Here is a 13,213-nt window from a genome sequence, read left to right on the forward strand (position 1 = left end):
AGCAGAGAGCAGTTTTCCTTGGCTTAAAGTGGTATTTGTAATTGGCGTAGTAATATCATTTGCATTGTTTGTTTATAAAATTTATCAGATTATAAAATTGAAGCAAGCGGGAGAAAAGCAAAAATTCACAGACTATATAAAAATTACAATCCCTAAAAGCAATAATGCCTTTTCATTTTACAATACTGTTTTTATGGGCGATGCGGTTACAAAAGAAAACGAAGAAGGCATTTTAGAGCACGAGTTAGTACATGTGAAGCAAAAACACACTTTAGATTTATTATTTTTTGAGGTAATGCGCATTGCCCTTTGGTTCAATCCACTAGTATATATTTATCAAAACAGAATAGCAGAAGTACATGAGTTTATAGCAGACTCTAAAGTTAAAAAGACGAGTAAAAAAGAACAATACGAGTTATTATTATCTCAAATTTTTGAGACAAAAAATATCTCATTCATCAACCATTTTTATAAATCATCATTAATTAAAAAACGAATAGTTATGTTACAAAAATCAAAATCTGGTAAAGTTTTAAAGCTAAAATATTTAGCATTGGTGCCATTAGTTGCAGGTATGTTATTTTATACCTCTTGTGAAACAGAGAACAATGCTAAAATAGATGCGGTAGAGGCAAAAAGCGAAGTAAATACAACAGCTGCGTTAAGTGAAGTTGTTATTACGGCTCTAAAAATGCCAAGTTCATTTGAAACTACATCAGATTCAGAACTCAAAGAATTAGCACTTAATCGAGAAATAAAAAATACCGAAGTTTTTAATAAGGTTGATGGTGAATTAGTAGCTTTTTCTGAATTGGAAATTCTTCCAAGTTTTCCTGGTAGTGAAGAAGGAGTAAGCACTTTTGAAAGTTTTAATAAGCAAATGAGCAAACACATAAGAAGGCATTTTGCTTATCCAGTAGAAGCTCATGAAAAAGAAATACAAGGTGTTGTATCTATGAGGTTTATAATTGAAGAAGATGGCTCTGTAAAGAACTTACAAATGCGTGGTCCAGATGAATCTTTAGAAAAGGAAGCTGCTCGTATAATTAGTAGATTACCTAAAATGAATCCTGGGATGAAAGATGGTAAACCAGTTAAAGTTCCTTTTTCATTACCAATTACATTTAGATTACAGTAATAAAAATATAAAAAACGATGGTACAGTACGTAATAGAAAGTCTTGCTTTTCAGTTAGTTTTCATAATTATTTATGATGTGTTTTTAAGAAGAGAAACCTTTTTTCAATGGAACAGATTGTATTTATTAGGTACGTGTGTGCTATCGTTTTTATTGCCGCTAATAGCTTTAGATATATTTAAAAGTAAGGTGCCAGATGCAGTTGCAGTTTATACACCATTTATGTTTTCTAATTACGATTTAGAAACAAATACAGCTCTTTTAAATGATACCAATGTAGCACAACAATTAACAATGCCTTGGTATGGTATTCTTTTTAGTATTGGAGTGGTAGTAGCACTTTTTTTATTTTTATTTAAAATACGTCAGCTTTACAAGCTACGTAAAAGAGGAGAAAAAACAGTTTATACAGATTTTACTGAGGTTATTTTAAAACAAAGTAATAGTGCTTTCTCGTTCTTTAAAACCATTTTTCTAGGCGATGAAATAAAGACTAAAGAGTATCCTAATATTATTGCGCACGAGCTAGTACATATTAAACAAAAACATACGTTAGATTTATTGTTTTTTGAAGTAATGCGTATTGCCCTTTGGTTTAATCCACTAGTATATATTTATCAAAGTAGAATATCAGAAGTACACGAGTTTATTGCAGACGCTAAAGTGGCTAAGACTCATAGAAAAGAACAGTATGAGTTATTGTTGTCTCAAGTTTTTCAAACAGAAAATATCTCATTTATAAATCACTTTTTTTCATCATCATTAATTAAAAAACGAATTAAAATGTTACAAAAAAATCAATCTAAAAAAATATGGGCAAGCAAGTATTTGTTGTTGTTACCAACCATAGTTTGTATCCTTTTTTACACATCCTCTAAAGGTCAAGAAAAAGATACAGATAAAGAAAACGACATTATAGAAGTAAAAGAAGCTCCGGTTAAACAAGATGTAATAGTAGATGTGCCTTTTGCAGTTATAGAAGATGTACCAGTATTTCCTGGTTGTGAAGATGCAACAGATAAAAGAGCTTGTTTTAATGAGCAAATGACTAAACACATAAGAAAACACTTTACATATCCAAAAGAAGCAGCAGAAAAAGGAATAGAAGGTAGAGTTTCTTCGCGTTTTGTTATACAAGAAGACGGCAAAATAGGTGAGTTGCAAACTCGTGGACCAGCTGTAATACTAGAAGAAGAAGCAATACGTATTATAAAATTATTACCAAATTTTAAACCAGGTAAGCAAAGGGGAAAAGCAGTAAGAGTTCCTTTTTCATTGCCAATTACATTTAGGTTAACGCCAGAGACTGATAAAGAAAAACTAACTAAAGATGTAAAAACAGCATTGCTGCGTAAAGAACAAGAAGAAAAGGACAGGTTGTATAAAGATGCAAAAGAAGTTCCTTTTTCTGTAATAGATGAAGTTCCTGTTTTTCCAGGTTGTGAAAATGCTTCAGATAAAAAAGCTTGTTTTAATAATAAAATAAATGAACATATTAGAAAACATTTTAGTTATCCAGAATCTGCACAAAAAGAAGGAGTACAAGGTAGAGTATCTGTGCGTTTTGTTATGATGGAGGACGGTAGCATTGGTAAAATTCAGATGCGTGGACCAGATGTTAGGTTAGAAGAAGTTGCGTTGAATATTATAAAAAAATTACCAAATGTTACACCAGGTAAGCAAAGAGGAAAAGCCGTAAAAGTTCCTTTTTCATTGCCAATTACATTTAAGCTGCAGAAAAAAAATGACTAAAATTTTTTATGCAATACAATTAATTGTTCTGTTTTTAACTTTAAAAGCTGGGGCGCAACCCTCGGCTTTTAAAATTGCAGACAGTTTGTATAATACTGGTAACTATACTGCAGCTATTAACCAGTATGCTAAAATAAATAATACTAATGCAAATCTTCAAATTGCAAAAGCATATAATGCTATTGGTAATTATGACAAAGCTATTGCTCAATACAATAGTGTTGTAACAAAAGATACAAGTTTATTGGTTGCTAGGTTTAACTTAGGTAAGCTGTATTTAAAAACCAATAAGTTTAAACAAGCAAATAGCCTTTTTGCTAAACTTGTAGCTATATCTAAAACTAACCCAGAGTACAGCTATAACCTAGCAAGATCTTTTAGTGCAATAAATGAAGATAAGAAAAGTGTACTGTGGTATAAAAAAACACTTGATGTAGATAGTACTCATTTACGAGCATTACAGCGCTTAAGTATACATTACGTAGGTGAACATGAAAACCATTTTGCATTAAAATATGCAGATAAAGGACTAAGTTTTTTTGAGAACGATCCTGTACTTATAAATGTAAAGGCATTAGCGTTATTCAATATGGGTAGTTATAAATTATCTATTAAATGTTATGAAAAATTACTAAGCCTAGGTAAAAAAGATCAAAAAGTATATCACAGATTAGGCTATGCATATAATAGTATAGAAAATTATGAAAAGTCTATAGAAAATTATAAGTTATTACTAGAGTATGATCTAGAAAACATAAAAGTTTTACGTATGATTAGTGAAGTGTACATGAAAGACAAAAAGCTAGATAGTGCAACGGTGTATATAAAAAGGGCAATAGAAGCACATTCTTATAAACTAGACAAAGAGTATGAGGTTGCTGCACGCATTGCTGTAAATAAGAAAGACTATAAAACGGCAATAAAATATTATAATATGGCTTATACTGAAAATCCAACTAAAGTATTGTATTTGTATCAAGCCTGTATTTATGCAGACAAATATTATAAAGATCCCAAGTTAAAGCTTAATTACTACACACAATTAAAGCAGAAATCAGAGTCTAAAGGCTCTAATAGTCAGTATTTTGTAGTGTTTGCAGAAAAACGAATTTCAGAATTAAAGAGTGAGATTTTTGCGAAAGGCGAATAAATTCTGGTGGATAATTGTTAATTTCTTCAATCTAAGACAAATTTAAAATCACAATCTGCTTTTATTATTTTAGAATATTGTTTTTTATATGTACATTCATCAGTTAGAAAAAAACAAAGTTCATTTTGAAAAAAGTTATCACCCTTAAACACATAGCAAGAGAGTTAGAAGTGTCTATATCTACTGTTTCTAAAGCACTTAAAAATAGTGAAGAAATAAGCAGAGATACTAAAGAGCGTATACAAGCTTATGCAAAACTTTACAATTACAGACCAAACAATATTGCAATTAGCTTAAAAAATAAGCGAACAAAAAATATAGGGGTAATTATTCCAGATATTGTACATCATTTTTTTACAACTGTGGTACGTGGTATAGAGAGTTATGCCAATTCTAAAGGGTATAATGTTATTGTTTGTTTGTCCGATGAGTCTTTTGATAAAGAAGTAATAAATATGGAAATGCTTGCCAATGGCAGTATAGATGGCTTTATCATGTCTTTGTCTGTAGAAACACAATTAAAAAACGATTACAACCACCTTAAAGAAATTACAGATCAAGGTATTCCTTTGGTTATGTTTGATAGGGTTACAGATGAAATTAAGTGCGATAAAGTAATTATTAATGATAGAGAAGGTGCTTACTTAGCAGTTAAAAAGTTAATAGCAAACGGACGTAAAAAAATAGCATTAATTACCACAGATAATTATTTAAGTATTGGTAAGCAGCGTACAGAAGGGTATTGTGATGCTTTACGTGACCACGGTTTAGAGGTAAATGAAAATTTAATTTTAAGTTTGCCTCAGATGAAAATGGATGAAAAAGCCATTAGTGATTTTTATGATAGAGAAGAGGTAGATGCTGTTTTGTGTGTGCATGAGTTATTTGCAATGTACAGTATGCGTGTAGCGCTTAAAAAAGGATTAAAAGTGCCAGAAGATATAGAGTTTATTGGCTTTACAGATGGTAATTTATCTAAATACGCTTACCCAAGTTTAACAGCAATTGCACAACATGGAGAGCAAATGGGAGAAATGGCTTCTAAAATGTTAATAGAGAAAATTGAAAGCGAAAAAGAAGAAGAAACCTATGTAACAGAGGTCTTACAATCTACATTGGTAGAGCGCGAGTCTACTAAAAATTAAGAATTTAAAACAGAAAGTAAAGGGCTAAAGCTAAGTTTTAGTCCTTTTTTTATGCAGTTTTTTTACAATTTTACTTTGTGTACTTTTACTATAAATACTTGTATGTATGATAAAAAAAATACTTGTTATTGGCCATAGAGGTGCCATGGGACATAAGACCGAAAATACCTTGGCATCTGTTAAAAAAGCCTTAGAATTAAAGGTTGATATGATAGAAATTGATGTCTTTAAAATTAAGAGCGGAGAAATTATTGTTTTTCATGATGATGAGGTCAATAGGCTAACAAATGGTACAGGCAAGGTTGAAGATTATACGTGGCAACAATTGCAAGAGCTTACGCTTGTAGATAATCATAAAATACCACTACTAACCACAGTTTTAGATACTATTAATGCTAAAGTTCCTGTAAATGTGGAGCTAAAAGGTGCAGGCACAGCAAAAGATGTAAATACAATACTAGAAGAGTATATTAATACTAAAAACTGGAAATTAGACCAGTTTTTTATTTCTAGCTTTAATTGGGATGAGCTAATAGCAATGAGAACAATTAATAGCAAAATAGCTATTGGTGTGTTAACAGAAGAAGATCCGTTACAAGCATTACCTATGGCAAAACAATTAAAGGCGGTAAGTATAAATGCAGATGAAAAAGATGTAACAAAAAATGTAGTTGAAGCTATACAATTACAAGGATTTAAATTGTACACGTATACTGTTAATGCTCCAGAAAATATAGTAAGGTTAAAAAATTTATTTGTAGATGGTATATTTACAAATTATCCAGAACGTGTATACTAATGTTTGATGTTATTATTATTGGCGGAGGCGCCGCAGGTTTTTTTACAGCAATACAAATTGCAGAACAAAACAGTAGCCTAAAAGTTGCTATTTTAGAACGAGGTAAAACAGTTTTAGCAAAAGTAAAAGTTTCTGGTGGTGGCAGGTGTAATGTAACCCATGCCGAGTTTAATCCGGCAGACTTGGTGCTAAATTATCCACGTGGGGAAAAAGAGCTTTTAGGACCTTTTCATAGCTTTTGCACAGGAGATACTATGGCCTTTTTTGAAGAAAGAGGCGTTCCTTTAAAAATAGAAGAAGACGGCCGTATTTTTCCGAAAAGCGACTCATCACAAAGTATTATAGACTGTTTTATTAATGAAACAGAACGTTTGGGCATTAAAGTAATGAAACTTTGTCCGGTTTCTAATATTGCTTATGAAGATAAAAATAAGCCAGAACAAGGATTTTTAGTAACTACTCCTAAAAAAGAATTTAAAGCTAAAAAAGTAGTTGTAGCAACAGGCAGCAATCCTAAAATATGGAATTTATTAGAAGGTTTGGGGCATAAAATTGTGCCGCCAGTACCATCGCTTTTTACATTTAATATAAAAGATAGTCGTATTACAGGTATTCCTGGTGTGAGTACCACAGCCAGAGTTACTGTTTTTGATTCTAAAAAAGGCAAAACAAAAGTATCTGGTAAAATAAAAACTACGGTTAGTAAAAAACCATTGTTAGAGGCAGAGGGTCCTTTGTTAATAACGCATTGGGGTATGAGCGGACCTGCAATTTTAAAATTATCTGCTTGGGGAGCAACGCTATTACACGCAAAAAATTACCAATTTGTGGTACAGGTAAATTGGTTGCCAGATATGGTTCCGGGTGCAGTTTTAGAGTATTTAAACTCGGTTAAAGAAACGGACCCCAAAAAAACAATTTTACGTACCAAAATATTAGAAATCCCTAGGCGTTTATGGGTAAATTTGGTAAAAGCAGCAGACATAGATGAAACTGTAAAATGGGCTACAGCTACCAAAATACAGTTGCAAAATTTAGCAGACCAATTAACAGAAAGCGAGTTTTCTGTAAACGGAAAAAGCACTTTTAAAGAAGAATTTGTAACAGCAGGAGGCGTAGATTTAAAAGAAGTAAATTTTAAAACATACGAGAGTAAGGTGGCAAAAAACTTATATTTTGCAGGCGAAGTTATAAATGTAGACGCCATTACAGGAGGTTTTAATTTTCAGAACGCGTGGACAGGTGGTTTTATAGCAGCACAAGCAATTTCTAAATTATGATAACTTATACAGCGCTTTTAAGAGGCATAAACGTTAGTGGTAAAAATAAAATTGTAATGGCAGATTTAAAACAAATGCTATTACAATTAGGATTCTCTAATATTACAACCTACATACAAAGCGGTAATATTGTTTTTAGTAGTGAAGAGGTTGATGCAACTGTTTTATCAGAAAAAATACACAAACAAATTTTAAACACTTTTAAGCTAGATGTACCTGTTTTAGTATTAGCCTCATCAACCTTACAAACTATTTTTAATAACCACCCATACGCAGAGGAAGATGAAAAGCAAATTTATTTTGTATTGCTTAAATCTACGCCAAGTGCCGCACTTGTTGCAGAACTAAATAAAGGCACTTATGCTACAGAAAAATTTGTAGTAACCAATAATTGCGTGTACTTATTGTGTTTAAATGGCTTTGGTAAGGCAAAATGCAATAACAATTTTTTTGAACGTAAATTAGGTGTGCAAGCAACAACTAGAAACTACAAAACAATGGCTAAGCTTGTAGAAATAAGTAAAAATACAGAAGCTTAAAATTTATCTCTCATATTGCTAACAACCCAAATATGCTGGATATTTTCTTTTTATATTTGCTAAAATTTTAAAATATGACCCAAGAGGAGTTTGTACCCAAAAGCTATACAAATACAGTTTTAGAAGGTACGGTAAAATGGAAATCGCCCAGTAATATTGCCTTGGTAAAGTATTGGGGTAAAAAAGAAAACCAAATACCAGCAAACCCATCTATTAGTTTTACGTTAGATGCTTGTGCAACAACAACCTCTGTTACTTATAAAAAGTTAGATAGTAAGGCTGATAATTTTTCATTCGATTTATTTTTTGAAGGAAAACCTAAAGAAGATTTTAAACCTAAAATTGAAACTTTTTTAACTAGAATTGAAGCTTATCTTCCGTTTTTAAAGGAGTATCATTTTAAAATAGAAACATCAAACTCTTTTCCGCACAGTAGTGGTATTGCTTCATCTGCAAGTGGTATGTCTGCTTTGGCATTGTGTTTAATGAGTGTAGAGAAAGAATTAAATCCATCTATAACAACAGCATTTTTTAATAACAAAGCATCATTTTTAGCACGTTTAGGCTCTGGTAGTGCTTGCCGTAGTATAGAAGGCCCGTTGGTACAGTGGGGAAACCACGCAAATATAAAGGGCAGTACAGATTTGTTTGGTATTAAGTACCCAAACGAGGTACATTCGGTTTTTAAAAATTACCATGATACTATTTTGTTAGTAGACAAAGGACAAAAGCAAGTAAGCAGTACAGTTGGTCATAATTTAATGCACAACCACCCATTTGCTAAAGAGCGTTTTGCACAAGCACATACAAATTTAGACGAGTTGCAAACAGTTTTTAAAGAAGGCAATTTAAAACGATTTGTAGAAATTGTAGAGAGTGAGGCATTAACGCTGCACGCTATGATGATGACAAGTATGCCGTATTTTATTTTAATGAAACCCAATACTTTGCAGATTATCAATAAGATATGGGAATTTAGGGCAATAAATAAGTCAAATATTTGTTTTACCTTAGATGCAGGTGCAAACGTACACGTATTGTACCCAGAAAACGAAAAAGAAGTAGTGTACCAGTTTATTAAAGATGAGCTTGTTGCATATTGTGAAAACGAGCAGTATCTTTGTGATAGAATTGGTTTAGGCGCTAAACAACTGTAAATTAGTAATAAGATATTTTTAAAATGAAAGGACCTTTATTTTACTCAAAAATTCTATTATTTGGAGAGTACGGAATTATAAAAGATTCTAAAGGACTTTCTATACCTTATAATTTCTTTAAAGGAGCATTAAAATCTTCTGATGAGTTGTCTGAAGAGGCAAAAAAATCTAACGAAAGTTTACAACGTTTTGCATTGTATTTAGAAAAAATATCTAAAGAAGACGATAGTTTTTCTTTTGATATTGAAGCTTTAAAAGCAGATGTAGAGCAAGGTATGTATTTTGATAGCTCTATACCACAAGGTTACGGCGTTGGTAGTAGCGGCGCATTAGTAGCGGCAATTTACCATAAATACGCGCATAATAAAATTACAGTTTTAGAGAACTTAACTAAAGATAAGCTATTAGTATTAAAAGGTGTTTTTGGGAAAATGGAATCTTTTTTTCACGGTAAATCTTCTGGTTTAGATCCTTTAAATAGTTACTTAAGCTTACCAATTTTAATAAACTCTAAAGACAATATAGAGTCTACAAGCATACCGTCTCAAAACAACCAAGGTACAGGAGCAGTGTTTTTGTTAGATAGTGGTATAATTGGCGAAACCGCACCAATGGTACAAATATTTATGGAGCGTATGAAAGAAGATGGTTTTAGGCATATGCTTAAGGACCAGTTTATTAAACATACAGATGCTTGCGTAGAAGATTTTATTAACGGTAATGTAAAATCTTTATTTGGTAACATAAAGCAACTATCTCATGTTGTGTTAGACCATTTTAAACCAATGATTCCGTCTCAGTTTCATAAATTATGGAAACACGGTATAGATACTAACAAATACTACTTAAAGCTTTGTGGTTCTGGCGGTGGCGGCTATATTTTAGGTTTTACAGAAGATATAGATGGCGCACGTAAAGAACTAAAAGATTACAACCTAGAAGTGGTCTATAACTTCTAAAAATAAAATTATATTTATTTTATGCTTAACAGAAAGAACAAACTTATAGTTTTAAAGTTCTTAAGTCTGTTTTCTGTAGTTAGAGGTTACAATATTTTGGTAATTGCTTTGGCTCAATATTTGGCATCAATTTATATACTAGCGCCAAACTTACCATTGCGTAAAGTAGTTTTTGATCTTAATTTATTTATAATAGTGCTTGTCTCAGCAATGGTTATAGCATCGGGCTACATTATTAATAATTTTTATGATTCAGAAAAAGACCTTATAAATAAGCCCAAAAAAAGTATGCTAGACAGGTTGGTTAGTCAGCGTACCAAATTAACAACTTACTTTGTACTTAACTTTTTGGCTGTTTTTTTTGCCAGCTACGTATCATTTAAAGCGGTACTTTTTTTTTCATCTTATATTTTCGGAATTTGGTTTTATTCGCATAAATTAAAAAAAATACCATTTTTAGGTAATTTTATATCTTCTACATTGGCAATAACACCATTTTTTGTGGTTTTTGTGTATTATAAAAATTTTGAACCTGTAATATTTGTACACGCTATATTTTTGTTTTTACTCATTTTAGCAAGAGAAATGATAAAAGATTTGGAAAATATAGCAGGAGATTTAGCGCAAAATTACAAAACTGTGCCTGTACTTTACGGCGCAAAAACATCTAAAATTACAATTACTTTTTTAATAGTTTGTAGCCTAATACCATCTCTATTACTTATTTATAATTTTGATGTTGGCCATATGCACTACTACTTTAAATTGGCGGTTTTACTATTAATTATTTTTTTAATATTTCTGTGGAAATCAGATACCAAAAAGCAATACAATACATTACATAATATCTTAAAATTTGTAATTATAAGCGGTGTTTTTAGTATTTTGTTGGTCGATATAAATCTCGTCCTAAACAGAATTTTATAATGAACAACATTTTAAAAGTTGGTTTAGCTCAAATTTCTCCGGTTTGGCTAGACAAAGAGGCTACATTAAAAAAAATTGAACATACAATTGTTGCAGCCGCAGAACAAAAAACAGAGCTTTTAGTTTTTGGAGAAGCATTGTTACCTGGTTATCCTTTTTGGTTGGCGCACACCAATGGTGCTTCATGGGATTTAAAAGTAAATAAAGAAATACACGCGCATTATGTGCGCAATTCTATACAAGTAGAGGCAGGAGAGTTAAACAGCATATGTACGTTAGCTAAAACTCATAAAATGGCCATTTATTTGGGTATTATGGAACGTGCTAAAGATAGAGGCGGACACAGTATTTATTGTTCTTTAGTATACATAAATGAAAAAGGTGAAATAAAATCTGTACACAGAAAATTACAACCAACATATGATGAGCGCTTAACTTGGGCACCAGGAGATGGTAATGGTTTGCAAGTACACCCTTTAAAAGACTTTACGGTTGGGGGTTTAAATTGTTGGGAAAATTGGATGCCTTTACCAAGAGCAGCATTATATGGTTTGGGAGAGAATTTGCATATAGCAGTTTGGCCAGGTAGTGATTACAATACCAAAGATATTACACGTTTTATAGCACGTGAGTCTCGTAGTTATGTTATTTCTGTATCGTCTTTAATGAGAAAAGAAGATTTCCCTAAAAACACACCACATTTAAGTAAAATTTTAGAAAATGCTCCAGATGTTTTAGCTAATGGAGGCTCTTGTATTGCTGGTCCAGATGGTGAGTGGGTAGTAGCACCTATTTTACACAAAGAAGGGGTAATATGTCAAAAAATAGACTTTAATAGGGTGTATGAAGAACGACAAAATTTTGATCCCGTTGGGCACTACTCAAGACCAGATGTTACTAATTTACAGGTAAATAGAGAACGACAAAGCACTGTTACGTTTAAAGATTAATTTTTCAGTTTAATTATTTATTTAACGGCACAAGCAAGATGCTTGCGCTAGCGGGGGAGACAAGGTTTAAAGAAGTATTTGGAAATGAAATTGAAACGGTAGACGATTTCATTGATGATATAGTTTCTGACCTTTCAAATTCTAACTTATATGGATTCATTAAAGTAAAGTAGAATGTTTAGAGAAATAGAAAAAAAAGAAAGTGTAGGTTATGGATTATCAGAAAGAGGTTTTTATAACATACGATTTCTAGGAGAAAAAGCGGAAATAGATTTTGATAGCTATCAAATAACAATAGATAAGAAAGATTTTAGCAACTCTTTTTTTTGGAAAGAATATTTTATTATATCTAACTCAAACTCCAAAAATGTTAGCGTATTCTTAGGTGACAGTTTAATAGATAATTTATCTGGATTTATAAACTCAGTAAATAATGAGTATTTAATACTCAATAAAAAAGTAAGTTCTGACAGATCATTAAATATTTTAAATAAAGACTTCAATATTGTTGTAACGTTTGAAAATAGTTGGGCTAAATGGCTTATAAATACAGATGTGTTTATTTTTAGCGAGTATCGTAATCTTGAGATTTTAAAAGTTTATAACTTTAATACAAAAAGCATTATTGAAATTTCTATTCCTCTTGATGAATGGAGTGGTTTAGACGGAGAGAAAAATAAGAATCGGATATATCAAACTATAGGCCAATGGAAAAATGAACTTTTGGTATTCATAGGAAGGTTTAGATTAATTTCGTTTGATTTAGAAACAGGAAAAGAACTTTGGAGGATAGATGATTTTATTAAAGAAGTATCTTCTAACCCAATTTTTGATTTTACAAATGGTGTGTCAGCATATGTAAAGTGGCATCTCTCAGGATCAGAAGATGAAGCATATCTATTGGTTAGAAACTGCCTATTTAAGTTAGATCTTAATAATAAGAAATCTCAACTCATAAAAGATTACAATGAATCAACAGAGCAAGAGTGGTATTTTAAGCACAGTAGGCTCTATGATGACTATATCACCTTTTCGGGAGCAAATGTTTTAGGTAAGTTCCCAATGGTAGCAGGTGTAATTGATAGAAACACAAAAGAAATACTTTGGACTACTAAATGTGAACCTGGTGTTTACTTTGAAGAAGCGCCACAAATTAAAGAGGATAAACTGTACATTTTAGACAGTTCTAAAACTCTCCGCATTTTTGAGGAAATTTAGAAAACTCCCGCTAACTCCCGCTAGCGCGAGCGTCACGCTCGTGCCGTAACAAGTAAGCAGAGCAACAAAACAATATAAAAGTAAAATGAGCAGAAAATACAAATTTAATAACCCAACAGCAGCTTACTTTGTAAGCTTTGCTACTGTTTATTGGGTAGATGTATTTACAAGACAAACTTATTTTAATGTATTAGAAGAAA

12 protein-coding genes and 1 pseudogene are annotated in these 13,213 nt (G+C 31.6%); all 13 read left to right on the plus strand.

Going from position 1 to position 13,213, the window contains the following annotated elements; translation table 11 throughout:
* On the plus strand, window positions 1-1,138 hold a 1,138-nt coding region (locus KLA_RS16515; protein WP_034647154.1), incomplete at its 5' end, for a M56 family metallopeptidase.
* 17 nt (window positions 1,139-1,155) lie between these two features.
* Window positions 1,156-2,889 (plus strand): M56 family metallopeptidase, encoded by a 1,734-nt coding sequence (locus KLA_RS16520; RefSeq protein WP_034647156.1) that lies wholly within the window; start codon window positions 1,156-1,158, stop codon window positions 2,887-2,889.
* Entirely contained in the window at window positions 2,882-4,039 is a 1,158-nt protein-coding gene (locus KLA_RS16525; RefSeq protein WP_034647158.1) for a tetratricopeptide repeat protein, read from the plus strand. The genes KLA_RS16520 and KLA_RS16525 overlap by 8 nt, the downstream gene beginning before the upstream one ends.
* Before the next feature lie 125 nt (window positions 4,040-4,164).
* Complete coding sequence (locus tag KLA_RS16530) at window positions 4,165-5,184, plus strand: LacI family DNA-binding transcriptional regulator (protein WP_013620423.1); 1,020 nt, start codon at window positions 4,165-4,167, stop codon at window positions 5,182-5,184.
* A 106-nt stretch (window positions 5,185-5,290) separates the two neighbouring features.
* The gene (locus KLA_RS16535; protein ID WP_034647161.1) at window positions 5,291-5,983 is read left to right on the plus strand and encodes a glycerophosphodiester phosphodiesterase; all 693 of its coding nucleotides are present in this window, start codon (window positions 5,291-5,293) and stop codon (window positions 5,981-5,983) included.
* Window positions 5,983-7,263, plus strand: a complete 1,281-nt coding sequence (locus tag KLA_RS16540; RefSeq protein WP_034647163.1) for an NAD(P)/FAD-dependent oxidoreductase — start codon at window positions 5,983-5,985, stop codon at window positions 7,261-7,263. Before KLA_RS16535 ends, KLA_RS16540 begins: the two co-directional genes overlap by 1 nt.
* A complete protein-coding gene (locus KLA_RS16545) occupies window positions 7,260-7,802 on the plus strand; it encodes a DUF1697 domain-containing protein (RefSeq protein WP_034647165.1) in 543 nt (180 codons plus the stop codon). Before KLA_RS16540 ends, KLA_RS16545 begins: the two co-directional genes overlap by 4 nt.
* A 74-nt stretch (window positions 7,803-7,876) precedes the next feature.
* Window positions 7,877-8,959, plus strand: a complete 1,083-nt coding sequence (mvaD, locus tag KLA_RS16550; protein WP_034647167.1) for a diphosphomevalonate decarboxylase — start codon at window positions 7,877-7,879, stop codon at window positions 8,957-8,959.
* 23 nt (window positions 8,960-8,982) lie between these two features.
* Complete coding sequence (locus tag KLA_RS16555; protein WP_013620418.1) at window positions 8,983-9,918, plus strand: mevalonate kinase; 936 nt, start codon at window positions 8,983-8,985, stop codon at window positions 9,916-9,918.
* A 21-nt stretch (window positions 9,919-9,939) separates the two neighbouring features.
* On the plus strand, window positions 9,940-10,845 hold the full coding sequence (locus KLA_RS16560; RefSeq protein WP_013620417.1) for a geranylgeranylglycerol-phosphate geranylgeranyltransferase: 906 nt from the start codon (window positions 9,940-9,942) through the stop codon (window positions 10,843-10,845).
* Window positions 10,845-11,795: a carbon-nitrogen hydrolase family protein gene (locus KLA_RS16565; RefSeq protein WP_013620416.1), complete on the plus strand. Its 951-nt coding sequence runs from the start codon at window positions 10,845-10,847 to the stop codon at window positions 11,793-11,795. Before KLA_RS16560 ends, KLA_RS16565 begins: the two co-directional genes overlap by 1 nt.
* Window positions 11,796-11,969: 174 nt before the next feature.
* Complete coding sequence (locus tag KLA_RS16570; protein ID WP_034647169.1) at window positions 11,970-13,013, plus strand: hypothetical protein; 1,044 nt, start codon at window positions 11,970-11,972, stop codon at window positions 13,011-13,013.
* An 85-nt stretch (window positions 13,014-13,098) separates the two neighbouring features.
* Window positions 13,099-13,213 (plus strand): annotated as a pseudogene (locus tag KLA_RS16575) (transposase); the annotation flags it as partial.

Source organism: Cellulophaga geojensis KL-A, assembly GCF_000568425.1.
Taxonomy (GTDB): domain Bacteria; phylum Bacteroidota; class Bacteroidia; order Flavobacteriales; family Flavobacteriaceae; genus Cellulophaga; species Cellulophaga lytica.

Excerpts from the sequence above, each read along its gene's own strand:
- KLA_RS16535 (WP_034647161.1), top strand. The coding sequence starts at position 5,291 with ATGATAAAAAAAATACTTGTTATTGGCCATAGAGGTGCCATGGGACAT.
- KLA_RS16545 (WP_034647165.1), top strand. The coding sequence starts at position 7,260 with ATGATAACTTATACAGCGCTTTTAAGAGGCATAAACGTTAGTGGTAAA.
- KLA_RS16570 (WP_034647169.1), top strand. The coding sequence starts at position 11,970 with ATGTTTAGAGAAATAGAAAAAAAAGAAAGTGTAGGTTATGGATTATCA.
- KLA_RS16540 (WP_034647163.1), top strand. The coding sequence starts at position 5,983 with ATGTTTGATGTTATTATTATTGGCGGAGGCGCCGCAGGTTTTTTTACA.
- KLA_RS16565 (WP_013620416.1), top strand. The coding sequence starts at position 10,845 with ATGAACAACATTTTAAAAGTTGGTTTAGCTCAAATTTCTCCGGTTTGG.
- KLA_RS16560 (WP_013620417.1), top strand. The coding sequence starts at position 9,940 with ATGCTTAACAGAAAGAACAAACTTATAGTTTTAAAGTTCTTAAGTCTG.
- KLA_RS16520 (WP_034647156.1), top strand. The coding sequence starts at position 1,156 with ATGGTACAGTACGTAATAGAAAGTCTTGCTTTTCAGTTAGTTTTCATA.
- KLA_RS16555 (WP_013620418.1), top strand. The coding sequence starts at position 8,983 with ATGAAAGGACCTTTATTTTACTCAAAAATTCTATTATTTGGAGAGTAC.
- mvaD (WP_034647167.1), top strand. The coding sequence starts at position 7,877 with ATGACCCAAGAGGAGTTTGTACCCAAAAGCTATACAAATACAGTTTTA.
- KLA_RS16525 (WP_034647158.1), top strand. The coding sequence starts at position 2,882 with ATGACTAAAATTTTTTATGCAATACAATTAATTGTTCTGTTTTTAACT.